22 protein-coding genes and 4 pseudogenes are annotated in these 26003 nt (G+C 46.5%); 17 read left to right on the top strand and 9 right to left on the bottom strand.

What is annotated here, in order from left to right; translation table 11 throughout:
- Positions 1–195 precede the first annotated feature (195 nt).
- Positions 196–765, top strand: a complete 570-nt coding sequence (locus OCH80_RS05835; RefSeq protein WP_404538833.1) for an NADPH-dependent F420 reductase — start codon at positions 196–198, stop codon at positions 763–765.
- 81 nt (positions 766–846) lie between these two features.
- Here OCH80_RS05835 and OCH80_RS05840 read toward each other — a convergent pair.
- Positions 847–1464 (bottom strand): annotated as a pseudogene (locus OCH80_RS05840) (gfo/Idh/MocA family oxidoreductase); the annotation flags it as partial.
- Between the two features lie 172 nt (positions 1465–1636).
- Between OCH80_RS05840 and OCH80_RS05845 the strand changes: the two are divergent.
- A complete protein-coding gene (locus OCH80_RS05845) occupies positions 1637–3343 on the top strand; it encodes an RNA-guided endonuclease TnpB family protein (protein ID WP_404538835.1) in 1707 nt (568 codons plus the stop codon).
- A 340-nt stretch (positions 3344–3683) separates the two neighbouring features.
- Here the strand turns inward: OCH80_RS05845 and OCH80_RS05850 are convergent.
- A pseudogene (locus OCH80_RS05850) lies at positions 3684–4052 on the bottom strand (Gfo/Idh/MocA family protein); the annotation flags it as partial.
- Positions 4045–4695: a ribose-5-phosphate isomerase A gene (locus OCH80_RS05855; protein ID WP_404538838.1), complete on the bottom strand. Its 651-nt coding sequence runs from the start codon at positions 4693–4695 to the stop codon at positions 4045–4047. The gene OCH80_RS05855 and the pseudogene OCH80_RS05850, both read right to left, overlap by 8 nt.
- A gap of 203 nt (positions 4696–4898) precedes the next feature.
- Between OCH80_RS05855 and OCH80_RS05860 the strand changes: the two genes are divergently transcribed.
- From OCH80_RS05860 to OCH80_RS05910, 11 genes and pseudogenes are all read left to right on the top strand, one after another.
- Complete coding sequence (locus OCH80_RS05860; RefSeq protein WP_404538840.1) at positions 4899–5738, top strand: MurR/RpiR family transcriptional regulator; 840 nt, start codon at positions 4899–4901, stop codon at positions 5736–5738.
- 346 nt (positions 5739–6084) lie between these two features.
- The gene (locus tag OCH80_RS05865) at positions 6085–6903 is read left to right on the top strand and encodes a hypothetical protein (RefSeq protein ID WP_404538842.1); all 819 of its coding nucleotides are present in this window, start codon (positions 6085–6087) and stop codon (positions 6901–6903) included.
- Positions 6904–6937: 34 nt separating this feature from the next.
- Entirely contained in the window at positions 6938–7243 is a 306-nt protein-coding gene (locus OCH80_RS05870) for a hypothetical protein (protein WP_404538845.1), read from the top strand.
- Between the two features lie 46 nt (positions 7244–7289).
- On the top strand, positions 7290–8063 hold the full coding sequence (locus OCH80_RS05875; protein ID WP_404538848.1) for a hypothetical protein: 774 nt from the start codon (positions 7290–7292) through the stop codon (positions 8061–8063).
- Between the two features lie 455 nt (positions 8064–8518).
- Positions 8519–10522 carry an AAA family ATPase gene (locus OCH80_RS05880; protein WP_404538851.1) on the top strand — a complete coding sequence of 668 codons (2004 nt, stop codon included), beginning with the start codon at positions 8519–8521 and terminating at the stop codon, positions 10520–10522.
- Positions 10515–11582 (top strand): 5-methylcytosine-specific restriction endonuclease system specificity protein McrC, encoded by a 1068-nt coding sequence (gene mcrC / locus OCH80_RS05885; protein ID WP_404538854.1) that lies wholly within the window; start codon positions 10515–10517, stop codon positions 11580–11582. The genes OCH80_RS05880 and mcrC overlap by 8 nt, the downstream gene beginning before the upstream one ends.
- A gap of 546 nt (positions 11583–12128) precedes the next feature.
- On the top strand, positions 12129–12659 hold the full coding sequence (locus OCH80_RS05890; protein ID WP_404538857.1) for a GNAT family N-acetyltransferase: 531 nt from the start codon (positions 12129–12131) through the stop codon (positions 12657–12659).
- A 334-nt stretch (positions 12660–12993) separates the two neighbouring features.
- Positions 12994–13563: a ribonuclease H gene (locus OCH80_RS05895; protein ID WP_404538859.1), complete on the top strand. Its 570-nt coding sequence runs from the start codon at positions 12994–12996 to the stop codon at positions 13561–13563.
- 210 nt (positions 13564–13773) lie between these two features.
- Positions 13774–14415: pseudogene (locus OCH80_RS05900) on the top strand (IS607 family transposase); the annotation flags it as partial.
- 54 nt (positions 14416–14469) lie between these two features.
- Positions 14470–15156 (top strand): annotated as a pseudogene (locus OCH80_RS05905) (viroplasmin family protein); the annotation flags it as partial.
- Between the two features lie 209 nt (positions 15157–15365).
- The gene (locus OCH80_RS05910; RefSeq protein WP_404538862.1) at positions 15366–15674 is read left to right on the top strand and encodes a rhodanese-like domain-containing protein; all 309 of its coding nucleotides are present in this window, start codon (positions 15366–15368) and stop codon (positions 15672–15674) included.
- A gap of 64 nt (positions 15675–15738) precedes the next feature.
- Here OCH80_RS05910 and OCH80_RS05915 read toward each other — a convergent pair whose 3' ends face one another.
- Genes OCH80_RS05915 through OCH80_RS05925 form a run of 3 tightly spaced genes read right to left on the bottom strand, consistent with a single transcriptional unit; the run spans position 15739 to position 19696 of the window.
- Positions 15739–17508 carry an ABC transporter ATP-binding protein gene (locus tag OCH80_RS05915; protein WP_404538864.1) on the bottom strand — a complete coding sequence of 590 codons (1770 nt, stop codon included), beginning with the start codon at positions 17506–17508 and terminating at the stop codon, positions 15739–15741.
- Complete coding sequence (locus OCH80_RS05920; RefSeq protein ID WP_404538867.1) at positions 17508–19235, bottom strand: ABC transporter ATP-binding protein; 1728 nt, start codon at positions 19233–19235, stop codon at positions 17508–17510. The genes OCH80_RS05915 and OCH80_RS05920 overlap by 1 nt, the downstream gene beginning before the upstream one ends.
- A complete protein-coding gene (locus OCH80_RS05925) occupies positions 19232–19696 on the bottom strand; it encodes a MarR family winged helix-turn-helix transcriptional regulator (protein ID WP_404538870.1) in 465 nt (154 codons plus the stop codon). Before OCH80_RS05925 ends, OCH80_RS05920 begins: the two co-directional genes overlap by 4 nt.
- Before the next feature lie 203 nt (positions 19697–19899).
- Between OCH80_RS05925 and OCH80_RS05930 the strand changes: the two genes are divergently transcribed.
- Together OCH80_RS05930 and OCH80_RS05935 are read left to right on the top strand one after the other, a co-directional pair.
- A complete protein-coding gene (locus OCH80_RS05930) occupies positions 19900–20127 on the top strand; it encodes a hypothetical protein (protein ID WP_404538873.1) in 228 nt (75 codons plus the stop codon).
- Positions 20111–20311 (top strand): hypothetical protein, encoded by a 201-nt coding sequence (locus tag OCH80_RS05935; protein ID WP_404538876.1) that lies wholly within the window; start codon positions 20111–20113, stop codon positions 20309–20311. Before OCH80_RS05930 ends, OCH80_RS05935 begins: the two co-directional genes overlap by 17 nt.
- A 93-nt stretch (positions 20312–20404) precedes the next feature.
- Here OCH80_RS05935 and OCH80_RS05940 read toward each other — a convergent pair whose 3' ends face one another.
- Positions 20405–22678, bottom strand: a complete 2274-nt coding sequence (locus OCH80_RS05940; protein WP_404538879.1) for a hypothetical protein — start codon at positions 22676–22678, stop codon at positions 20405–20407.
- Between the two features lie 425 nt (positions 22679–23103).
- On the opposite strand from OCH80_RS05940, the gene OCH80_RS05945 reads away from it, so the two are divergent.
- Complete coding sequence (locus OCH80_RS05945) at positions 23104–23436, top strand: hypothetical protein (protein ID WP_404538882.1); 333 nt, start codon at positions 23104–23106, stop codon at positions 23434–23436.
- A gap of 60 nt (positions 23437–23496) precedes the next feature.
- Positions 23497–24342, top strand: a complete 846-nt coding sequence (locus OCH80_RS05950) for a Fic family protein (RefSeq protein WP_404538885.1) — start codon at positions 23497–23499, stop codon at positions 24340–24342.
- A 42-nt stretch (positions 24343–24384) separates the two neighbouring features.
- Here OCH80_RS05950 and OCH80_RS05955 read toward each other — a convergent pair whose 3' ends face one another.
- Positions 24385–25023, bottom strand: coding sequence for an NAD(P)H-binding protein (locus OCH80_RS05955; RefSeq protein WP_404538888.1), 639 nt, complete (start codon positions 25021–25023; stop codon positions 24385–24387).
- A 69-nt stretch (positions 25024–25092) separates the two neighbouring features.
- Positions 25093–25989, bottom strand: coding sequence for a LysR family transcriptional regulator (locus OCH80_RS05960; RefSeq protein WP_404538890.1), 897 nt, complete (start codon positions 25987–25989; stop codon positions 25093–25095).
- Between the last annotated feature and the right edge of the window lie 14 nt (positions 25990–26003).

The raw sequence follows: 26003 nt of genomic DNA on the forward strand, positions 1-26003 counted from the left end.
ATCTTACCGACAGGTGTGTGACTTGACACCCATCAGTAAGAAATATTATAGAGCCGAATAAACCTAATCCAGTCCACTTTCGGGCTGGATTATTATTTTGCTAACTTTTTGTAATAAAAAAGCTTGACTTTCTTTTGGCAAGCTTGTATTCTTATGATTAACAACTTACAAAAAGAAAGTAGCGAGGTAAAAACAATGAAGGTAACAATTTTTGGCAAGGGCAACATGGGGCAGGCAATCGGCAAGAACTTTGAACTGGCCGGCAATCAAGTAGAATACTTTGGTAGTAGCGACAAGGCAGAAAAGCTTGGCGACCTGGTAATCATGGCTGTGCCATTCAGCGCTTTGGAAAGCATCGCTAACCAATACAAGGACGAGCTGAAGGGTAAAATCGTCATCGACATCAGCAACCCGCTGAACTTCGACACTTGGGACGAATTGGTCGTGCCAGCTGACTCATCCGCGGCGCAATTGCTCCAGTCCTGGCTACCTGACTCCAAGGTAGTCAAGGGCTTCAACACGACTTTTGCCGCAACTCTGCAAAGCGGAAAAATTGGCGACCTGCCAACCACGGTTCTTCTGGCCGGTGATGACCAGGAAGCCAAGGCAACCATTAAGGAAGCTTTAGCTGGCAGTCCTTTGCGGGTCCTGGACGCCGGCGCCTTAAAGCGGGCTAGAGAACTGGAAGCAACTGGCTTCCTGCAAATGACCCTGGCAGCTAGCGAACAAATTGCCTGGACTGGCGGCTTCGGCATCGTTGAATAAGAGCAAAAAAGAGTGGGTTCATCGAACTCACTCTTTTCTTGTACCCAAATTTTTGAGAATAGGAATACTTATCAGATTAAATTAGTCCTGGTCATCTGGAAAACGCATCCCCCATTGCCCTCTAACTGCCGTCAAAATGTGCATCACTTCCCGGGAAGTCTGCAGTTCGCCATCGTCATGGCCCTGCTCTACGTACCGCTGCATGTCGGCTACTTCATAGTCCAGAGCCAGACCGCTTTCCCCAGCCGTGATTGTCTCTTTGCGTTCTTCATGAGCTGAGGCAGTGTAGGTAACTTCCGCCTGCATGGCCCGCGGGTAGTTGCTGATCTCGACATAGCCTTTAGTCCCGGAAATGACGCCCCGTTTTGGCTGCTTGGCCCGCATCGACAGCGCCATCACGGCCAGCTGCTGGCGGTCGTTTTTCAAAATAATGCCGGACTGTTCGTCCACGCCCGTTTCAAAAAACTTCACCGTCGTCAAAATATTGTTAGGCATCTCATCAAGGAAGGTCCGGGCAAAAGCCGTAGCGTAACCCCCGATATCTAAGAGCCCGCCGCCAGCCAGGTCCTTTGAGAAGAAACGGTTGGCCGGATCATAATCCTTCAAACTGCCGAAGTTGACTTGCACCAGCTGGATCTGGCCCAATTTGCCAGAAGCGATCAGCTCCTTGACCTTGCGGTAAATCGGCATGTGGTAGAGGGGAGCCAACAGCTGCAAAAATATGTAATCAAAAATATCAATTTAAGTTTACTAGTATCTATTAGTAGACTTTTCTATTCTAGATCGTGTTTTTAATGTTTTAAGACGAGTTTTATGATAAACTATGGTTGAATGCGAACACATGATCGTGATGAGAAAGCAGGTTCCAAAAATGACCAGAAAAACGAAAAGAACTCAGACTAAAACGATCAGAGCTTATACCGTAAAGCTGACTGATGAGGAAATTAAAGAGCTGGATGAGCTGTTTGCTGGCTACGGCAGATGCAAGGATTTGCTCTATGCTCAGCTGTGCGGCATCAATCACATGACGGACGTCAAACAGTGGCACGGCCCTAGAGACAGAATCCGCAAGCACGACGGTGAAATCAAGAAGGCTCGCAAAGCGGTCAAAGACTGGAAAAAGGTCTATAAGAAGAATAAAGCTCAAGGGCTGAAATCACCTGACGCAAGAACGGTCAGACTTTCAAAACAAAAGCTTCTGAATGAGCAGTTTGGAATTCAAGGCCGCCATGCAACGGAAGCAGTTAAAGACGTGTGCATGAACCTCAATTCCATGTGGTCAAATCTTGGCTTAAAACTGAAAAAGCAGGTGCAAGCCAATGAAAGATTGGCTAGCGCTGAGCGCCAGTATCTTAATTACGTCTTTACTTCACCATATTACTGGCAGCTTATTCTGCAGGGACGCGAAAACGAGGCAAAGCCAAACGAAGAAGTTAGCCAATATCCTTCGTTAAGAACATCTCTAACCGAAGAACAGCTTCGGCATTGTGCTGGATACATCAGACGACTTACCAGAAAGCATAAGCCATACCCTCATTCAAGTTCCGCACGATGCATGCTCTGTGATGAAATAATGTGGCGTGTGGTCAAAAAAGGCGGCTCAAGCTATTTGGAAATCATGACGGCAAAGCGCGGAAAGAAAAAGCAGTTTAAGCTGACCGGACCATACTGCTATGCCAACAAGAAGAAGCGTGGCGACATTCAGCTAATTCTTGACAGAAACAAGAAGCGGCTGGAAGTTCATCGCGCTATCGAGTCGGTTGTGAGCAACAAGCGCAATCTACATAAAAAACTGGGCATGGACAAGGGTCTGGCCACTCTTATTTCGTGCAGCAGCGGTCAAGAATACGGAGCAAACTTCAGCAAGCTTGTAAGTGCCGAAGCCGAACGGATCAATCGCCGCAATACGAATCGCAACAAATACATCCAGCCAGCAAAAGAATTGAGACGGCAAGAATCAAACTTGCAAAAGAAACTGGCAGGTACTCATTCTGCCAAGACAAACAAGCGCATCAGATGCCAAATTGGCAGCATTGAGCGACAAATCGCTCATTTGGAAAAGCACCACCTCGGCAATAAGCTTTATCGTCGGCAACATGAGAGAAAGCAAAACAACATGGAACGGATGATGAACGTAAGCATTAGACAGATGCTTATAACCGAAGAACCAGACGTCCTTGTCAAAGAAGATCTGAGCTTTACCAAAGAAAAGCTGCCAAAAGCATCAAGCCGCTATGAGGCAAAGGTAAGGCGCAAGCTGTCTTCATGGGCAAAGGGAACATTGGACAAGCGCATCGAGTATCTGTGCGCCAGTCAAGGCATTAAGACGGTCGATGTCAACCCAGCATATACGTCACAGTTCTGTCCAAGATGCGGCGCACACTTTACCGAAAGAAAAGGCATGCATCATGAGACCGCAGTCTGTCCAAATTGCGGAGAGATGAATGCAAATACGGCTGCCGCCGTAAATATCTTGCGAAGGATGGATGACAAAGAAATAACGCTGTACACCCCATATCGGAAGGTTGAAAAGATTCTTGAAGATCGTTATGCAAATAAGCAGGCAGTGATGGCATAATCCATCAGTCAAAGCGTCACAAGCGTGGGCTCGCCCCTGCTTCAAGTCTAGGACTGGGCGCTGCCCTAGAGCCTCGGCACTAGGGAAAATTAGGACATATTCCTGCTTGCTTTACAGACATGGCCTCTGGGCTTTGCTTGTGAAGCATGGCGAACTCTTTGACTGTGCGTATGATAACAACATCAGAAGCTAGGGAGCAACTTTAGTGGAGGTGCGTATAACTGAGCGCACAAGGCATTTCCTCGTGAAAAAGCCTAAAAAAATCCTCCGGCTTCGGCTGGAGGACAAGAATGTAGTCATTAATGTTCACTTGAATATTAATGGATATATTTTTGAATTCGGTAAGGCCTTCTGTTAAAATCAAATTCTTTTCTTTAGCCAGGCTTGCCAGGTCTTCCAGCTGCTTTTCATTGATCGTGATCGCTTTTTCGCAAAAAACATGCTTGCCAGCCAAAAGTGCCTGCTTGGCATATTGGTAGTGGAAGTTGTGAGGGGTGGCGATATAAACGATATCTACGTCAGGATCCTTGATCATTTCATCTGGGTCAGTATAAAGATGTTTGATTCCCTTTTCCTGACCAAAAGCTTCCAAAGCCTCTTTATGAGGGTTGGTGGCAGCGTAAACTTCGCCGTTGACCCGCTTTAATGCGTCAGCCATTTCTCCGGCAATCCAGCCAGTCCCGATAATTCCCCAATTGTATTTAGTCATGATCTTCTCCTTTTCCAATTTCAACTGCCTTGCCATCTTGAACAGTGATGACGGAAGTAACTTCTCCTGCAAAAAGCGACGAGGCAACAACTCCATTAAAGGCAAGCAGTTGCTGGTTTACTTCTTCGATCTTGTCCCAATTTTCCGCGTATAGATCAACTAGCTTGTTGCCCAAAATTGATTCGTCTTCTCGGACACTGGCCTTCAAAGCCAAGCCTTTAGCAAACCTAAGCAAGGATTTAACAGCTGGAGCAGCTACTTCAAGGCAGAGCTGGATATCTGGGTCGAGCTTTTCTCTTAGCCGGCCTTCTGGCAAAAGAAGGATATATTCATCAGCCTCTTGCGCGGCGATTTTTTCAAAAAGATGGATTCCGCCCTTGCTCTTGAGTGCCCTTAAGGAAAAATCAACGCTGTCTGCTCCGTCAAAGGCCAGGTCAAGCTGGTCTGCTTCTTCTGCTGTCTTAATTGCCAGGCCGAGACTGTCCCCTAACTGCCGGGTAGCCGGGGCAGGGGAGTAGAGGTCAAGGGCTAGCTTGGCCTTGGCGATTGCCCGGGTCAAGTCGGCCACGTTGCTTCCGCCGCCAAGGGAAACCCTCTGCCCTGGCTGAATCTTCTTCAGCGCGAAATCTGAAATTAAAGTCATCACATTCTCCTTCTAAAAAAACTGTAAATTATTTTCTACATCGCCAGCTTAGCCGAAATTTATTTGCAAGACCATAGTAAGCAAAAGACAGGGAAATGTCAATAAATAAATTTACAAGATTTTAAAACCGATGAAATTAATTTACAAGAGATGCTATAATAGCACTGTAGAATCAAGAAGGAACAGGAGAAAGACTGGTAAACATGGAAAACGAAGAGAGCATCATCGAGCAGATCCTCCGCCAGAAAAATGGTATGTCCCCAAGTGACCAAAAGGTTGCCCAGATTATATTAAACAAGCCAGAGGAAGTGGTTAACTACACGATTTCCCAGCTGGCCCAAGCAGCAGACGTTAGCGGGGCATCAGTGACCCGCTTTTGCCATAATTTGAATTTATCGGGCTTTCACCAGCTGAAAGTCAGTCTGGCCCGGGTAAAGTCACCCGTCTCAAGCTTGGCATCCCTGAACCAGGATGATGTCTCCCAAGCCCTGGACCAGATCGCGACCAGCAAAGAAGACGAAATCGACCGGACTATTCGCCGCTTGCCAGCTGCTACTCTGAAAGAAGTCCTGGGTCTCTTGGAAAATAGCCGCTTGATCCAAGTCGCGGCTGAAGGGGACACCTATCCAGTCGCTGAAGACGCGGTCTACAAGCTGAACCAATTGGGCTTATTGGCTATTTCCAGTCCGACCATGGAAACGGTAATCGGCCAGACCATGAATATGAGCAGCAGCGACTGCCTTTGGCTGATTTCCAACTCTGGTGAATCATCTGGCTTGTTAAAACTGGCTGATTTGGCCAAGGAAAAAGGCATCAAGGTCGTAGCCATGACCAACCGGCCAGACTCGCCCTTAGCTGCTAAGAGCGACTACCATCTGACAACTGCAATTGGCCAGACGGTCTTGCAGGAAGAATACCTCTTTTCCCGCCTGGCATCATCGTCTTTGGTTGAAGCAATCTTCCTCTTGCTTTTAAATCGGGACAAAAAGCGTCTGTCCCACATCCAGGCGCATGAAAAGCTGATCGCTGACCGGAAGGTATAAGGCTATCTATTGATGCGATTTGCTGGAGACATCCCCACGTGGTAATCGGCATCGGGCTGATTTACCTGGTCATGGCTGGAAATATTGTAAGAACTAAAAAGGGCTCTTTAAGGCAAAATAAATACCCGCTGGCTTGTTTTTAGCAAGCTGGCGGGTATTTTTTAGTCACCCTTGTTAGGCATAACATCTTGAGTAGCTACTGACACTTCTGTATAATACATAGTAAGAAGGGCTCCTTGTGTTTTTGTCGTTATTAACATTGTAAGGGACAACCCTTCTTTTTTTATTGCCTATTTTCTATTTACACAAGAATTTATACTGAACCTTTTTTAAAAGAAAAGAGCAGATGATGCAAAATTCAGTATTAACAAAACTTAAGCAAGCTGGTTTCTCAGCTGAGCTGATTGATTTTCTTCTTCAGTTCTATATCGGCGCGGTTAATGTCTACGGGATCATTTCACTGGATGACCTGTACGATCTATTTCAAAAGATCAAAGAGCACAATGCTGCCTACCCAGAAATCACTTCTGAACAGTTTATCAGCTTTGGCGAGCTTACGGGCGGTCAATCAGGAACTCATTATCTTGTTTATAATCCTGCAGTTTTTGACAAATATTCCAAGCAAGTTGACAATCCGCTGACTAGCCCCTTGTTGGTTAACAAGAAAGTTACCTGGACAGAAATAAACATCCAGCAAATTTGGAATCTTTACCTGGAAATTTGCCAAGAGTGCGGTCGACTTTATCTGACTCCTGAAAATCTCCTCGATTACGCAACGCATGAAGAAAATGAAGATGAAAAGAATTTCCGGCAGGCTCTCTCAGAGCTGAAGCTTGACGGAAAAAAGTTGGATAAAGTTGCCAGTCGAATTATACCGGGTGATACGGCCGTAAACGAGATAATTGATTTGGTAACTTACATCTATCAATCAGGCGCTGGTGTCTTATATGATGCCGAGAATGAGCTGCAGTTTGCTTTTGAGTACTATAAGCTCAAGCTCAGCCAACGTGAATTTAAAGAAATGTCCACGCTGATGAAGCAAGCTGTTTACGAGCAGCCTTGCTGGGGTCTTGGTGGTCGCTCTTATGTAGAAGTCAAAGGCTACGATACCGATGATGACTTTGATGAGACATTTTACGACGAAGATGATAACGACTTTTTTTGATTGGGAAGATGATGAGGGGCTCTTGGAGGAAGATGTGGATATTGACTCGAACTCACTGCATGACCTGCTATTAGGATTGGCTGACAGTGACCAGCCGCAGGACAAGACCGTGAATAAAGTCAGCTATCCCAAACGCTTGCTGGACAAAACCATGAAGAAGCGCTACGCCAAAGCTGCTTTTACGGAGGAAAAGCTGGACTTTTTGCACAAATTCTTCCAAGGGGCCGTCAACCTCTACGGCGTAATCGAGATCATTGACCTGTCACAAATCTATGCGGACATTCTACCCAAGGTGAAAAGGCTGAACAGCTTAAAGCCATGCCGGGACTGCTGGGCCTGATCGAAAAGGATAGTTAACATAAAAATCAGTATGCAGCAGAAAAGGAATGATCATTATGGGATGTTCTGTAACGAAACGGGCCAGACAGGTCAAGCAACCAAGGGGCGGATACCTTAATCCGCGTTTTTTTAACACAGAGTCGCTGGGTGAGGGAATGGCTGCGCTCAACCCTGAAGAAAACGTATCCCCCAACCTGATTGGCTTGACGGTAGATTACATGACGCGCTTCATGTCGGGAACTGCTATTGAAGAGGCGTTTAAGATCTCGCTGATTGGCGCGCTCTTTCTCGGTATGGCAGATAAGGCACGAAGACTTAGCTCTGGAATTAAAGGGCTGGATGATGATTCCATCAAAAATGCCGTAAAGCTGACCGGATTTGACGCATGTGCGCGGGCTGGGCTGATAGCCTATAAGCCTGTAGAAGAGATCAACCCAGACGTGGCCACGATCCAGAACGTGCGGACGATGGTAGAGCGGTCACTAAATTTTTTGGATGCCTATGGACCGAAAATTCTCGATAGCTTCACGATGGATGGCGGCTATACCGACACAGTTGATTCGGGGGATGGCGACTTTATTACCGCTGATACCCTGTGGGACTTTAAGGTGTCTAAGGCAAAAGTCAAGAAAGAGGCAACGTTGCAGCTGCTTATGTATTGGCGCATGGGGATGCACTCGATTCATCCTGAATTCAAGAAGCTCAAGTATCTTGGGATCTACAATCCGAGAAGCAATTTGCTTTCCCAGATTTCTGTAGCTGAAATTCCAAGCAATGTGATCCTTGAAGTTGAAAGAGATGTCATTGGATATGCTTCGTAGAGGTGTTTATCGCGTTTCAGAAGTAAAAATCCTGGCAGACAATATTAAAAAACGTCCTTGAGAACATTTCTCGAGGACGTTTTTAAGAAAGCGCAAAGCTGAAATGCCTGGCAAGCCCAACTATCTATGCGTACCCGCTACCCAGAAGGCAATCCTAGGCGCGTTTGGACTGGATGAGGAATGGATCAAGACACAGGCAAGACTGATTGGAAAAGATATCCAGAACGTCGCAATGTCAGAAGAACAGAAGGACGATGAAGAGTATTGAAACTAGTGAAGGTGAGATTCTCGTATTTCTAGAACCGCATGTGAAAATGTGAGAAGCCAGCATTAATTTACCGTGCTATTGAGCTGCTGCATTTTTTCTGTAGCTTAAAGTCCACTGAGTTAGGTCACTGAAGTACAATAGCTATAGAACGTTTTGCACAGTTAGAAATGTGATGAGGAAATTAGAAATGTTGGATAAGATCAGATTTAACGATTTAGTGGAAGAGTACCAAAAAGACTTTGAGTACAGGATTCATAGTGTCCATTCTTTGTGGCTGGCAATAGCATGCTTTCATAGCAATTGGAGTTTAGATGATCAAGATTTTGAAAGCATGTTTGTTGACGTTGTGCAGAATGTAGGAGACATTCTCAATCTTAATACGTTTACGTTTGACCATGATACCCTATTAGAATTGGTTGAGAGATCGCCTAAAATAGTCCGTCGGATGATGTTTAATCTGTTTGACGAAAATCAGGATCTAGTCAATCGAATCAAAAACTTTGAGCATCGAGCTAATGAATTGTTAGGTGGAGACTACGTTTTAGATGAAGAGACGATCAGTATGTTGCTCTGTCTTAATTCATCTAATAGATACAGTGTATTTAACTTGCGAGGCTGTCAAAGACTGGCTAGCTGGCTAAAATTAGACTATGAATTCGAGCAACCAGCTACTGTCAAGAATTTACAAAAATGGTTAGTCTTGGCCCAAGAAATTATTGAGCAATTATCTGATAATCAGCTATTGCTTGATGAGTATAAGTACTATCTTGAACAGAATACTGAAGGCGAGCCAAATTATCTATATTACCTGTGCGATAAGTTTGGATATGATTTTCAATGGTCTGCTGAAAAGGATTCTAATCTTTTTGTTTTAGCATCTGATATCAGCAATTATCTTGCCCAACATCGTGACTTGACTCCTGCAACTGGTCAAAAGCAGTACTGGTGGCTGAATGCTAATCCTAGTTTTTGGAACCTATCTGATTTAAAGATTGGTGAGGAGCGCTATTATACCCTTTATAGTGAAAGTGGCCATAAAAGACGGGTCTTCCAGCATTTCTTGGATGCAAAGGTTGGTGACAAGGTTATTGGCTATGAATCATATCCAAGCAGGAATGTTGTAGCTTTGATGGAAATCAGCCGGGCTAGTGATGGTGAGGCGGTCTTTTTCAAGAAAATCGAAGAATTTGAACATCCAGTGGCTTATAAAGACCTGCGGCAATGCCCGGAACTGAAAGACTTAGAAGTTTTCATCAGCCCAACTGGCTCACTATTCAAGGTAACTGAAGACGAATTCAACTTCATCATGGATAAGGTCAGAGAGCATAACCCGGTGGCATATACTAAAGATAATTTTCTCTCAGAAGTTTACATGCCAGAAGCAGACTATAATCGCTTAACAGCACTGTTAAAGTACAAGAAGAACATAATTCTGCAAGGCGCACCTGGCGTAGGCAAGACTTTTGCGGCTAAGCGACTGGCGTATGCGATGATGGGGCAGAAAAAGAATGAAAATATTGAGCTGATCCAGTTCCACCAAAGCTACACTTACGAAGACTTCATGATGGGCTACAAGCCAACTGAACATGGCTTTGAACTTCACTATGGCAGTTTTTACCGCTTTTGCAAGCGGGCAGCTGAGCATCCAGATGAACCGTTCTTCTTCATTATTGATGAGATAAACCGCGGCAACTTAAGCAAGATTTTTGGAGAGCTGCTTATGCTGCTCGAAAAGGATTACCGGGATCAGCCGATAACTTTGGCTTACACGGCCGAACCTTTTGCTGTTCCAAGCAATGTTTATCTGATCGGTATGATGAATACTGCCGACCGCAGCTTGTCAATAATTGATTATGCTCTGCGGCGGAGATTCAGCTTTTTTGATATGAAACCAGCTTTTGAAAGTACTGGCTTTATGAAGCAACAATTGATTGCTGGAAATGTCATTTTTGACAGATTGATCAACCGAATTGAAGAACTCAACGATGAGATCAGCAAAGATCCTTCTCTTGGACCAGGTTTCTGCATTGGCCACAGCTATTTTAGCAATCCAGAAGGGAAATGGACGCTTGATGAACTAAGACTGATTATTGATTACGATATATTGCCGATGCTGAGGGAATACTGGTTTGATGACCAGGATAAGCTGGAGCATTGGGAAAATGCTCTGCATGAGGTTCTCAATGATTAAGGACAAGAGCGTCTTCATCAAGAACGTCTATTATATGCTGAGCTATGCGTTTGGTAACCTGCATAAAACAGAGTATAAAAATATCGGCAAGGAAAGCTTTGATAATCTGGACAATCTGTTTGCCGCAATCTTAGCTAAGGGGATCGGCAAGCAACTAAAACAGGGACTGTACCGTGAATATGTATCTTGTCATGATAATTTGCCGGCCGTCCGCGGCAAGATTGATCTGGTCGAAACTATCCGTAACCAGCGGGCTTGCCGGAAGCTTGTAGCCTGTGACTTTGATGAGTTATCTGCCAATAACTTATACAATCAAATTCTGAAATCGACTGCCTTACAGTTGGCGCGGTCAAAGAAGGTTGACAAGAAATACCGTGATCTGCTCAAGAAAGAGTTGGTCTTCTTTGGTGAGATTGATATGGCTGATTTGTCTAAAGTGTCCTGGCAGAAGTTTCACTTTCACCGCTACAATCAGAGTTACCGGCTGCTACTAGGAATTTGTGAGCTGCTGACTGAAGGAAAAATCATGGCTGCAGAGCAGGGAACAATGCGGTTAACTGACTTTGCTGATGACCAGCGGATGTCGCACCTGTACGAGAAGTTCATTCTTGAGTATTACGTGCAAGAGTACGCCCAAAAGTACCGTGGCTTTACTGCGAAGGCTGCCATGATTCCATGGCAGTTGGACGATGACAATAAGAATTTATTGCCGGTGATGAAGTCAGATGTGCTTTTGTCATATGGTGGCAGGGAAATGATAATTGACGCTAAGTATTATGCTCATAGCTTGCAGAGCAATTTTGACACGAAGACGATACACTCGGCTAACCTTTATCAGATTTTTGCCTATGTTAAGAATCTGGCGGCAATACGAAGGAATGATACGGTGGCAGGGATGCTTTTATATGCCATGACTGACGAGGAGATTGTCCCCGATGAAGACTATCAGATGAGTGGAAACCAGATTAGCGTGAAGACGCTAGACCTGGGACAGGACTTTTCGTTTATTAAGGAGCAATTGGATAGAATTGTAACAGAGTTCTTTACGGAATTGTGGTAAAACAAATCCCCGTATCTGCACTATCGCAGGTACGGGGATTTTTATGTGTGCGCAAGTGAGGCAAAATAAAAGCCCCCGCAAGAGCGGAGGCCAGGTTGCTACCTAAACAAGTGCTTAAGTAGTTTTTTCAGGTACTTCGGAGGTACCACTACCAAAATTATGAACCAAAGGTTCATAGGGGAAACACCCCCGTTCACACATCCTAGTTTTGAGATTGATGATTTCGATGTGCCTCTTGGCTGTAACACAATTGAATAGTACAATATAGATACCAGGATTATGAACCGGAGGTCACATCTGATGTGCAAAAATGGTACCAGCTGATTACTTGTACCGAACCGGTTGGAGCGCTTAATAGGCGCTCTTTTTTATTTCTATGATGAAGTAGCCGGCCAACAGCCTGATGGCAAAAACGCATCACTTTAACCTCATTTAAGCAGCAATTTGCAAGCTTTCTGCAGGCTCTAGTACTAACTTCCCAATACCAATCAAATTCAAGTCAGCTAATCAAGCGCCATAGATAATTTAAAAATCCAGGAGGGGAAAATGGAACTAACTACTGATAGATTGCGCTTGCGGCCCTGGGAAGACAGTGATGCCGCCTGCCTCTACGAATTAGCTAAGGATCCAGCCGTCGGTCCTGCCGCTGGCTGGCCCTCCCATAAATCTGTTGAAGAGAGCTTGCAGGTGATTCAAGAGAATTTGCAAGCCCCGGAAACTTACGCAGTTTTGCGGAAAGATGACAATCTAATCATTGGTTGCGCGGGCTTGAGATTTGGTGAGGATGCCTGCTCAGAAAAAGACGATGAACCAGAACTCGGCTATTGGATCGGCAAAGAATATTGGGGGCGCGGCTATGCCCCAGAAGCTGCAACTTGCCTAATTGACCATGCTTTCGCCGACCTAAACTGCAAGGCAGTCTGGTGCTGCTACTATGAGGGGAATGAGAAATCAAAGAGGGTCCAGGAAAAACTTGGCTTCACCTATGTCAAAACTGACCCAGAGGGTGATACCCTGCTTGGTTATAAATTGCCAGAAGTCGAAAATGTCCTAAAGCGGGAAAGCTGTCTGAAATAGTTGTTATTACTTTAGCGGGATCGATGCTATGATAAAAAGCATAACAATTTATTGCTAATTGGAGTGGAGTTTAATGTGTTTAGCTGCAGAAGGCTATCTCCTTGGCAGAAGCAAATATATCTAAAAACGTGCTAAACAAGCAGAACTTGTTTGGCACGTTTTTTTGCGCTCTAAAAGGTCGACTTCTTATGTTCGAAAAAAAAAAATATATGACAAAAACGTAAGTAATTGTTGCGGAAATGTATGTAATGTACTACAATTAACTTGTCAGATGAAGAAATGCTTCAATGACATAAACAAGTCCATTTGAAAATTTAGTAAGGAGACTGTCACAATGACTAAAAAAACTTTGACAAAAGAAGAAAAAATGAGCTTTATCGAGAAGCTGGAAGCAGAACAACTTGAATCCGAATACGATGCCTGGATTTTTACCGACGGTGGCTGCCGCAACAACGGCAACAATGCAGGTGAACACGTTTTGCCAACTGACAAGGCAGCATGGGCATACGTGATCTTGCATGATGGACATGCCATGACCACTACTGGCGGCAAAGTCGGAGCTACTAACAACCAGATGGAAATGACGGCTGTTCTTGAAAGCTTGAAGGCTCTTGAAAACATGGGACTTAGCCAGAAGAAGCTGCTGCTTTCCTTAGATTCAGACTATGTTCGCAAAGCCCTCAGTGACTCTGCCGATGGGACTGCTTGGATCAAAGGATGGAAAAAACGGGGCTGGAGAAATTCTAATGGGAAATCAGTTGCCAACAAGGATTTGTGGAAGGAAATTGACAAGGAAATTGCTAAGTTCTCCGATTTGACTTTGCAGCACGTCGACGGCCATGCTGATAGCGATGGCAACAACCTGGCTGATGCCCTTGTTAATGAACAGATGGACGAGATGTAACAATTCTCTTTTCTCATCGACAGCATCCCTCTCGCGCGGATCATTCTGCGAAGAGGGATGCTTTTTTCTTTGCACCTTGAAAAAGTCGGGGCCTAGAAGTTAATTGCAATCAGTGGCAGCAATTCATATCCATTATTATGTGTAACTGCTAACGGCAAGTATGCAAGTCATGTTATACTAGTAGCAAACAATGTGAAGGGGCCTTTTATCGTGAAGAAATACAAAGTAGGCGAAGCTGCTGAAATCCTTGACGTCTCTGTTGCTACCCTGCAAAGGTGGGACCGGGAGGGCAAACTTAAGGCTGAAAGAAGTGCCACAAATCGGCGTTACTACACCCAAGAGCAGCTTAACGAGTATCTTGGCGCAGCCAGCAACGACGGCAGAATAAACGTGATCTATGCTCGCGTGTCGGCTGCTTGGGCAAGCGATGATTTGGCCAAGCAGGAGAATTTTTTGCTGGACTACTGTAACGCCAACGGCATTACTGTGGGCGAAAGTATGTCAGACATTGGCAGCGGTCTGAATTTTAACCGTCCGGAATGGAACCAGCTCTTGCAGAAAGTTGAAGACCGCGAGGTCAACAAGATCTACGTGACCCACAAAGACCGCTTTGTACGCTTGGCTTTTGACTGGTTTGCCAATTTCTGCAAGCGCCACGGAAGTGAAATCGTGGTCATCAATAACCCCACGACCAGCCCCAGCCAAGAACTGGTGGATGACCTGGTAAGCATCATCAATCTTTTCTCCAGCCGCTTGCCTGGCCTAAGGCGTTACAAGACAGAGATCAAGAATGATCAAGAGCTGGAAGTTGCTGATGCTGAAGTGAAGGAAGCAGAAAAAGCTAAAAAAACTTATGCTGTCAGAAAAGGCCGTCAGCCAGGAATCTATTACAGTTGGCCGGAAGCTGAAAAGCAGGTAAACGGCTTCCCAGGAGCTGAATACAAGTCCTTCAGCCGTAAGTCGGATGCCTTGAACTACTTGAAGCTTGATCCAGCTGATCCGCAAAATGCAGTTAAGCAGGAGCCAGAATACGATAAGAAAGATTATTCTGCCGTTATTTATACCGGGGGTACCTGCCGGAGCACCGGCGCGCGCAAGGGCAGCCATGTCCAAGATAGCGATAAGGCTGCCTGGGCCTACATGATCGAGCATGATGGCCAGCGGCTTGCTAATAGTGCCGGCCGTTTGGGCGCGACCAATAACGAAATGGAAATGACTGCTTTTCTGGAAAGCTTGAAGAAGTTGGAACAGTTGGGTCTGACCCAGCAGCCCTTGCTGTTTGTCTTGAACTCCCAGTACGTTATCAAGTCGGTCAGCGACACAAAAGATGGCCCGGCCTGGATGAAGAGCTGGAAAAAGCGGGACTGGAAGACGGCTAACGGAAAACCAGTAGCCAACCAGGAACTCTGGCAGGAGATTGACCGGGAGCTGGCCAAATTCGATAGCTCCAAGCTGAAATTTGCATGGTTAAGAAGCACTGTCAGCGATGCTGGCAGCGACTTTGTTGACAGCTTGCTGATGAAACGCATGGCAGAACGCCCGGGCGATGTACAAGAAGTTGGGCTACAAGGAAATCGGAATCGTTCCTTGTGAATTCAACGGGCTCAAGGATGTCCCGCTGGTCCTTTTGGAAAAGAAGTTGTAAGAGGTCAATATCATCTGACTGGGATATCACCTGGAAGTGGGTTTCAAACAACAGTGGTGAAGAAGGCAATATTGAAATTAACAAAGAATTGAAGCAAAAGTTGGATGATCTAGTGGCACAAGAAAGAACCAAATAAGCAGCAAATTAGGAGAAAAGAATGGACCAACTTCAAGCAAACGACATTAACGCCGGCGTTGAAGAATACCAGAAAACGCCGAATGCCAAACTGATCGACGTCAGAGAAGAGGATGAGTACGCGGCAGGGCACATCCCGGCCAGCATCAACATCCCTTTGAGCAAGATTGAATCTGCCCAAGGCGAGATCACGGATCTTGATACGCCGCTCTTTGTCTATTGCCGCAGCGGCAACAGAAGCGGTCAAGCAGTTGCCTGGCTTAAGCAGGCAGGCTACAGCAAGGTCAAAAACATTGGCGGGATTGCTAACTATAGCGGCAAGACTGAATAAGGCGAGTAATAACAAAAGGACACCCATCACGATTCGTGACAGGTGTCCTTTTTGCATGTTTCTTTTATTCAAAAGCCATCTGGCTGGTGTAGAGCTTGTAGTAGAAGCCGCGCTTCTTGATCAAGTCAGCGTGCGGTCCTTCTTCAATAACCTGGCCGTCTTTTAATACGACAATCTTGTCTGAGTTCAAAATCGTCTTTAAACGGTGGGCAATCACGAAGCTGGTCCGGCCGGCAATCACATTGTCCATGGCCTTTTGGATCTTTTCTTCCGTAACCGTGTCGACGTTGCTAGTTGCTTCGTCCAGGATCAGGAAGGCCGGGTCGACCAGAATAGTTCTGGCGATTGACAAAAGCTGCTTTTGCCCGGTAGAGAAGTTGGCCTGGCCGTTTTCAATTGGCGTGTCATATTGCTCTGGCAGGGTCATGACAAAGTCGTGCAGCTGGGCTTCCTTAGCCGCGGCTATAACTTCATCCATAGAAGCATCCGGCTTGCCGTAGCGGATGTTGTCAGCTACCGTCCCGGAGAAGAGGACTGAATCTTGCAAGACAATCCCGACATTGCTTCTGAGATTTTCCAGCTGCAGGTCCCGGACATCAGTGCCGTCAAAAGTTACGGCTCCGCTGTTTACGTCATAGAAGCGGTTGATCAAATTCATGATCGTCGTTTTACCAGACCCGGTCGGGCCAACGACAGCAACTGACTGACCCTTAGGCACCTCAATTGATACCCCGTGCAGGATTTCCTTGTCTGGAGTGTAGCCAAAGTGCACATCTTCCAGGCGAACGGCTTCATTCACTCCAGAAATGGTCTTCCCATCTGGAACCGTATCCTCTTCAGCCTGCGCTTCAACCGTTTCCAGGCGCCGGGCACCGGTCAAGGCGAGCTGCAGCATGGAGTAGATGGAAGTTACTTGAGTCAGCGGCTGGAAATAGGTCCAGGAGTATTCGGTGAAAGTCACGATCAAGCCCAGGCCGGCCGCCTGGCTGACCTGCTTGGTCATAATCATGTAAGCGCCAGTGGCGATCACGATCGCGAAGTTTAACAGCGAGAAGCCGGAAACCAGCGGGTTCAGGATGCCAGAGTAGAACTGCCCCTTGAACATGGCTTCCCGGACCTTGGCGTTTTCTTTCTTAAAGCCGGCTACAGACTGCTCGCGCAGGCCTTGGGTGATGATAATGTTTTCCCCGTTGAGCTGCTCGTTGATGTAGGCATTGAGCTCACCGACCCGGTCTTGCTGGCGGTCCAGGTAGACCCGGGCTTTTTTCATGATGATAAAGCTCAAGAGCAGGATCAAAGGGGTGGTGATTACCACGCTGATGGCCAGTTTCCAGTTGATGGCGAACATCACGATGATCGTCCCGATAAACAGCATGGACTGGGAAATAATTTCAAAAAAGGCGTTGTTCAAAGCGTTGAAGATGTTGTCCAAGTCACTGTTGAACAAGGAAAGGATCTGCCCGTCCTGGTGGGTATCAAAGTAACGGATGGTCATCCGCTGCAATTTGCCAAACAGGCCCTTGCGCATGTCATTGTTGGCATTGGCGTTAAAGCGCGTCATCATCATCCAGGCAATGTAGGTCGCGATGGAATTCAAGGCATAGAAGGCTGCCATCCAGGTCAAGGCTTGGTAGAAGCGGGTTAGGGTGGCATGGCCTTGGGCGCTTTCTTTGACAAAAGCCGACAAGTCGGTAACCGCCATCCCCAGCAGGGTTGGTGCGGCTACCTGGGCGGCAGTGGCCAGCAGGTAGATCACGACGGAAATCACGATCGGCTTTTGATAAGCGCGCAGGTATTTCCTAAGATAGGCAAGGGACTTCTGGGTGTTGGACATTAAATTTCCTCCTTCCTTTCCTTGGCTCTTTGGGTCTGGTAGATTTCCTGGTAGATCGGCGAAGTCTTGAGCAGCTCTTCATGCGTACCTTCAGCTGCCAGGCGGCCTTCATCCAAGACCAGGATCTTGTCGGCATGCATGACGGAGACGATTTTTTCAGCAATCATGACCGTGGTCGTTTCCGGCAGCTGCTTCTCAAGCGCCTGCTGGACCAGCTTTTCGCTTTCAGCGTCCAAGGCGGAAGTTGAGTCATCCAGAATCAGGATCGGACTGCCGGCGATGATCCCGCGGGCAATTGACAGGCGCTGCTTCTGCCCACCGGAGAAGTTGGCGCTGCGCTCTTCGACTTCATGGTCAAAAGTCTCATCATAGCGCTGGATGAATTCATTGGCTTGGGCAATCTGGGCGGCACGCTCCAGTTCATATGGCGTGGCATCCTGCTTGCCTTGGCGCAGGTTGTCGGCAATCGTGCCTGAGAACAGGATTGCCTTCTGCAAGACATAGGAAACCGTCTTGCGCAGGGCGGTCTCATTGACCTGGCGCAGGTCGCTGCCGCCAATCTTGACCGTCCCCGTGGTCGGATCGTACAGCCGGGCCAGCAGCTGGGCCAGAGTCGTCTTGCCCGAGCCAGTGGCCCCAACGATGCCGACCATCTGTCCCGGCTGGACCTTGAAGGAAATATGCTTCAGGACCGGCTTGGTGCCGTCTGGGTAAGTGAAGGAGACGTCGTCAAATTCAATTGAGCCGCCCAGCACGTCTTCTGGAGCTTTTTCATTAAAGACGACGTCTGGCTGGGTGTCCATGACCTCCTGAATCCGCCGCAGGGAGACGTTCCCGCGGGAAATCTGCATGACCGCCATGCCGACGATCAAGATGGCAAAAAGCATGGTCAAGACATAGTTGACATAAGGACTGATGACCGCCACGTCTGATGGGTGCTGCAGGATGCTGGTCCCGATCAGGTAGACCACCAGGCTGATGACCAGGTAGGAAATCAGTTGGGCGCCGGGCATGATAGTGGAGAACCAGTAGCCCACCTTGATGTTGACTTCATTCAATTCGTCAGAGTCCTGGTTGAACTTGGCGATTTCCTGCGGACCCTGGTTGAAGGACTTGACTACCCGGACCCCCTGCAAAAATTCCCCCGCCCGGCCAGAGAGCTTGTCCATGTACATCTGGAACTGGTCAAACATGGCGGTCATCTGGCGGATGGCAACCGTGCCAAGCGCCAGCATCAAGGCCAAGAGAAAGAAAATTGCCCACCAGTAGCGGGGAATCGTGACCACCGCCAGGACGATTGAGCCGACCAGGATCAAGGGCATGCGGATCAGCTGCATGAAGATGGTCATAATCATGTTCATGATCTGCTGCATATCGTTGATCAGGCGGACGCTGAGCGACTCAGATGAAAATTGCTGCACGTTGGCCAAAGAGAAGGTCTGGATCTTGGCATAGGTGTCTTCGCGCAGGTCGCTGACGACGCCCTGGGTGATCCGGGAGGCAAAGTAGACGTTCAAGACCCCGGTAAGAATCGAGAGCAGACCCAGGCCGATCAAGAGTGCGGTGTCCCGGATGACTGCCTGCTGCTGGTCGGCCATCAGCTCGTTTTGCACCTGCTGGAGCAAGCGGGGCTGGTATAAAGTAGCGAAGGCTGAAAAGACGATCATGACCAAGGCGGCAAAGACGTCTTTCTTATATCGCTTGAAGTAGGGCAATAGCAGTTTCATTGTTTCTGTTTTTCCTCCTTTAAGTTGGCTATTTCTGCGGATAGCAGGTCGGTCCACTCATTTAGGATCTGGCAAGCCAGCTCGGCCCGGTCTGGTCCAAGCTTGTCGATGACGCGCATTTCGAGGGCCAGCAGCGGCGCTTCTTTTTTCTGGGCATAAGCCTTGCCTTCCTTGGTCAAAGCACAGTATTTCACGCGCTTGTCCTGGTCATCGGGGATGACTTCCAGATAGCCTTGCTTACGTAAAATATGGATTCCCTTGCTGATGGACTGCTTGGGGATGCCGCTGCGGTAGACCAGCTCTTTTTGCGAAAGGCGGGGATGGGTGACAAGCTCATAGAGAATGATGCTCTCGTACTGGGTGATTCCCATGAGCTTGTCATATTGCTCATACGCGTAAGTCGCCCGGACGCTGGCCAGGGTTACTAATTCTGAAATGCTTTCGTGGTTCTTGCTAATCATAAAAAGTCTCCTCGTGGACAATAATTAAGATTTTAGTCCGTGTGTGGACTAATGTCAAGAAGGAAGGATTGGCTGAACTAGTCAACTTGTTACAAAGCGTTTACAAACCGCCGGCCTCCCTGTATGCGCTAACAAAGAGCGCTATGATCAGTTCTAAATATATTATCTAAGCTAATTAAAATTGATTATTGAAAGGAAGAAAAATGAAAAATAGTCAGACTTACTTCCCTTGTGTAAGTGTCTCACAAGCAGCCATTGAAGATATCACAGGACAGGATAAGAGCGCCCTGCTTAGCATTCTGCAGCAGTCAACTGGCCTTGGAAAAATGTATGGTACTGTTCGGGCGATCGTCAACCGGGCGGTAAACGACCAGCAGGTAACCTTTTACTTGACCTCCTTGCGCAAGGACAGGGATGCAGACGACGATTGACAAGGGATCAGTTGTGCGGATAATTAACAGTTTCTCAGGTGATATTCTTGAAGAAGAGGCTGAGAAGATCTACCGGATGCTGAAGATGACAGAGGTGACTTTTGTCAAATACAAGGAGTTAAAAGTGTTGCCGTACCCGCTGAAGCTTTTGAAGGAAGCTGCACGGATGGATCTGAACAAATAGATATTGATATCGGTGCACTGAACAATATGACTGGGGCATTTTTGCCTGATGCATAATGAAAGGGAGCTGTCCTGGTGGACAGCTCCCTCATCTTTACTTGATTTTAAATGTAGTCTTTCTTGTTCCTGTGTATAGATTCTTGCCTTTGATAGTAATTGTTGCTTTTCCTTTTTTCTTATTATTTTTGTATGAAATTGTATAGTCGACATTCTTCTTTAATGTCTTTTTTCCTAATTTGACCGTTACATTCGGCTTGATCGCTTTCTTAGTATATTTATAAGTCTTTTTAGGAAGGGTGACCTTTGCTTTCTTCAAAGATGTCTTCTTGACAATCTTGAAGGTCTTTTTGATCTTCCCTGTATATTGTCCGATCCCAGTAATCGTTAATGTGGCTTTCCCAAGCTTGCTATTATTTTGGTAGGAGACCTTATAATCCTTATTTTTGACTAAGGTTTTCCCGTTTAGTTTAAGGGTGATTGTTGGTTTGATGGCCTTTCCAGTAAAGCCATAAGCCGCTAAGAGCTTCGAAACTGTTGCCTTTCGAAGAGAAGTACGCGCTGAAGCATGAGTTGTACTTGATGCTTTGCCTATGATCTTATAATTGATAGACTTATCCCCGTCATAATTACCATCGCCCCTAATGGTCAAGGTTGCAGTTCCAGGCTCAAGATCATTGTCGTAGAAGATATAGTAGTCTCGTTTTCTGTCGAGAAGCTTCGTCCCATCATGAACGATCGGTTCTGGATCCACGGAATACCCTGCAAAGGTATAACTTGACTTTGGTAGAGAAATAGAAAGATCATTTACAGATTTTGGTTCGATATTGAAATCTTTTGTCACAGTGCCCTCAAAACTGTTCATCCCCGTCAGAGTGATGCTAGCTTTCCCGGCATCAATATTGTGACTATAGCTGATGCGATAATCTTTGCCTTCTTCCAAGGTCTGCCCTTCATAAGTTAACGTGCATCGAGGCTTAATTTCTGAACCAGTATAAGTGTACTTGTCGTTTAAACCTGAAATTGTGACCTTATCCATAGGAACAGAAATTCTGGTAACTTTATGATCGCTCAAATTGGTTTGTGAGATTGCATAGAAGCCGATCTCGCTTCCATCGTAAGTGTACCAGATGATCTTTCCATTTGCTGCCAGTGGGGCACAATCTGAAAGTCTTCCTTTCATTGTATAATCTTGAGAAGTACTGTTTCCAGCGTCATCAAATGTTTGGTAATGAATGACGTGTTGATCATTTTCGATATTCTCATAAATGAGCATGAAGGAATTATCGTTCAATTTAACGAGGAATGGGTTGCCTAAATTCTTTGAACTCTCATTCGTCGTAAAATTGGTGATCATTTTGGTACTTACACTTTGGTCACTCTGATCGACGGTTGACAAGAAGACATTCTTACCTTCCGCATTAGATGTCTGGCTAATTGTCGTCCCGGCCACTAAATAATGACTTTTGCCAACTTCAAAGCCACCGACCTCTACGCCGGTATAGTTGTCTCCAAATCCACCTTTAATGGTGAAGATGGTTGTTGTATTAGGATCTTTATAAGTAAAGGAACTGCTTGTGACATTGTCAAACTGCGTCATCACGACCTCGCGTGGGAACGCATCGCCAAGATTGACTTCAATAAGTTTGCCATTGGCAATCTTTACATACTGATCAAAGGAATGCGAGACATAACCTTCAAAGCTCGGTTCTGTTGAACTATGCGTAACAGTCATTTTGTCCGTATCGACTAGAATATTCACATTGGACTGATGGTTATATCCATCACTTGTCTTATACATCGTATGGCAAGTGTGAATTGCTAATGTACTGCCGGATTTGTCCATACGGCAGTTGCCAGCATCAAAAGGAATGTAAGTGTTGGCGCCTTTTACGCTAGCCGCACCTTCCTCTTTCCATGCTGTATCATATTTGGTGATACGATAGACCTCACTATCATCTGACTCTTTCTCATTTTCCTGCCCAGTAACGACATAGTAGTTACTGCCGTCTGAGTAAAAGCCGCCAAAGAGAGGTAAACCCTTTTTTACGTGGACAGTTTTTAAATAATTAAAATTGCTATCATAATATTCTACGACTAAATAATCGTATATATTTGAGGCCTGTACACGCATGTAACCATTTGATACCTTTTCTAAATAAGAGGTCGTAGGGGACGCCCAGAATCCTGGATACGTATCCCCGTTACTTGAATACGTATGGGTACCATAATTATTTTCGGCTAAATATCTATCATCTCCTTTAAACGTATCCCTGCTTGTTTGCGCCTTTGCGTAAGTAGGAATCATGGTACTCATGCTTAAGACCATGAAAAAAGATATAAAAAAACTTAAAAACTTTCTAGAATGCATAAAAAAGCCTCCTCAAAAATCTTACCCTTATAATAACTAGAATAAGGTTGATAAGCAATGGAAAATGTTTATAATATAAATATTTGTAAAGAACTAAGTGTCTTAGCATAACTACCAAATTTAGCCAGACCGATTGGCTGTAGGCGGGGCATAAACATCCTTTGACTGTTAAGTTCAGAAACAGCCGAAAATTTATCGCCATCATTATGCCAAGATATACATATTAATAAGGCGTTATGTATATTTTTCTGAACAACAAATTTCCAGTCAGGTGCGCATCTTTTTCAATTGAATAGATCAGTAATTCTCCTTCATTCCGTCCAAAATGGACTAGACTGAAGAAGCTTCGGCGCTATGATGAAGTTAGAAATGCCGATAGCGGATGCAGAGAAGCGGGCGATATTGCAACCAGAGGAGGCAGCGAGATGAAGCAGAAAAATCCCCGCGACCCCAAGAAAATGACCAGCTACTTCTGGTATGAAGCGCCAATTCTTGTGATCGTTACAATTTCAGGCCTAATCTACAACATCGGCATGGTCGCTGGCCCATACTTTCAAGGGCAGCTGCAACTTTTGATGATCGCCCACAGCATTGTCTGTGACCCGCAGATCTTGCTCTTAGACGAAATGACTGCATCCCTGGACCGGGAAATTGAGGCCAAAGTCCTCAAGGCAATCGATGCCGCCAGCGGCGGGCGGACCGTTCTGTCCATCTCCCACCGCCGCGGGGCCCACGATGGCCGGATCATCAAACTGTAACGGGAATATGCTACAATTAGGCAGAAGAAACAGGTAAAGTATAGACACGGAGGTGAGGGAATGGCTGATTTTGCCAAGCTGACAGAGCTGAAGAATAAAATAGCCAGCCTTCCTCCACTGCCCAAATATGAGCAGGAGCTGCTGGACGCGGATGTAAAAATTGATCACGTTTGGTCATCAAACGCAATAGAAGGTTCAACTCTTACCCGGCATGAGACTGAAGCGATTCTTAAAAAGGGACTGACCATCCACGGGAAAAGCGTTGCTGAAGTATTGGATACGCTTGACTTGAGTGAAGCCTATGACTACATGATGGATTTGGCCAGCCAGGCCCAGACCTTAACCCAGCTGGATATTCGAAATCTGAACAGGCTATCAATGGCGAAAAGCCGGCCAGAAGACGCTGGCGTCTACCGAAGCGTACCGGTCCGGCCGGCTGGAGCGGAAGTCAATCCGTATGCTGACCCTTGGGATATTGCTGTCAAGATGGCAGAATTGGTTGACTGGGCAAATGAGGTGCAGGGCAAGTTGCATCCCGTGGACTACGCTGCCCAGCTGCACTGGCGGTTTGTCATCATTCACCCCTTCATTGATGGAAATGGACGGACGGCAAGATTGCTGATGAACCTGGCATTGACTGAGCACGGTTATCCAGTTGTCAACATTCAGCCAAATAAGGAGAGCCGGCTGCACTACATGGAAGTTTTGGAAGCATGTGACAGAGACGGGTCGGCTGACAAATTGACTGATCTCATTGCTGATTACACTGAAGAAGCCTTGCGAAAGAAGTTGAAAATTTTGGAGCTTAGCGATAAAAATCATACTGACTCCGGCTACATCATCAGCGAAAGGGAACTGGAAGAGTGGCGGAAAAAGCGAAAGCAGGCCAAGCTGTCTGACCAATAACAAAAATACCCCCCTGGCAAGTGCCAGGGGGGTTATTTCATCTTAAACTTCTGCAATAGCTTCACTAATTGGCGTCTCGCCGCCAGTCATATTGATTACCTTGCCGTAGGTGTTTTCCTTGTCAAGAATTTGGGCCAAAACCGTGGCAACGTCGGGAATCGGGTTGGCGGCAAACTTTTCAGGCTTGAAGTTGACCTTGCCAGTCCCAGCCTTTTCTTCCAAAGTAGCCGGGGCCAGGATCGTGTAGTCCAGCTTGCTGTTATTGATCAGCCACTCGTCAGCAAAGTACTTGGCGATATAGTAGTCAGTCAAGCTGGCAAATTCTGCCTTGCCCTGCCACTTGTCCGGGTCGGCCGCGAAAATTGAGCTCAGCTGGATGTAGCGCTTAACGCCGGCCAATTCAGCCGCTTGGATCAACTTTACCGCCCCAAAGGCATCTGTTTGGAGCAAGTCCTTGCCTCTAGAACCTGCCAAAAAGTAAACCGCGTCCATCCCAGCTAAGAGCTTAGCTAATTCAGAAACGCTGGCGTGCAGGTCAAGGCTAACGGGAGTGACGCCCGGCAATTTGACGATCGCGTCCTTGTGCCGGGAACCGGCGTAGACTTGCTGACCTTGGTCAACTAATTCTTGAATAACCGCGGCTGCCACCCGGCCGCTTCCTCCGGCGATAAATATCTTCATTTTTTCTCTCCTTCTTTTTACTTGTTACCCGTATGATAACATGCAGAAGAAAAATCTCCTAACAATTAGTTAAGAGCCACTTGTTTGCTTTTGCCCGAAAGATTTCTTGATCTGCTTTAAAAAGCGTTCAGCGATCGGAGAGAAGGTTTGATACTTCTTCCAAACCAAGTATAAGTTGGTCTCCAGCTTTGGCGTCAAAGGGCGGAAGACCATCCCGCTTTCTGGGGACGTATCGACCAGCTTGTCAAAAGAAAGCAGATAGCCTAAATGTTCTTTAGCAAAAACTGAAGCGTTGTAGACCAGGCCAAAAGAGCCTTCCAGGCGGAGGTCATCCATCCTGTCTTTAGCCCAACGGGGGATGTCATTTTTCCAGGACTGGTCAGAACAGAAAAGGGGCAGGCCAGCCAGGTCGTCTACAGTGATGGCTTCTTTTTGCGCCAATGGAACATCAGCCGGCATGACTACTCCCCAGCTATCGGTTTCCGGGAAAATCAGTGATTCATACTTGCTGGTGTCAGGCATTTCCGCCAAAACGACAAAGTCTAAGAGCCCCTTGTCCAGCTTCTCGGCGACTTGTGAGGTGTCCCCGCTGGTGATGTGGTAGCGCAGGTCTGGGTAGAGCTTTTTGAAAGAATTGATCTCCCGGGCCAGGTAACTGATCTGGTAGGATTCAGCTAAGCCAAAGTAGATGTCGCCGCCGGTAATGTCATCCAAGGCTAAAAATTCCTGTTCAATTTTGTCAGCCATGGTCACCAGGTCCTCAGCCCGGTTTCTGAGAAGAAAGCCTTCATCGGTCAGCTTGATGCTGAAGGACTGTCTGGTAAACAGTTTCTGCCCCAGTTCTTCTTCCAGGGACTTGATCGCCTTGGACAGGGTGGGCTGGGTGACATGCAGGCTTTCCGCCGCCCGAGTCATGTTTTCGTCTCGGGCAACGGCCAAGAAGTAGCGTAAGGTGCGAATTTCCATTTTTGCCTCCTTAT

The organism is Lactobacillus sp. 23-2, assembly GCF_044902225.1.
Classification (GTDB): Bacteria; Bacillota; Bacilli; order Lactobacillales; family Lactobacillaceae; genus Lactobacillus; species Lactobacillus absianus.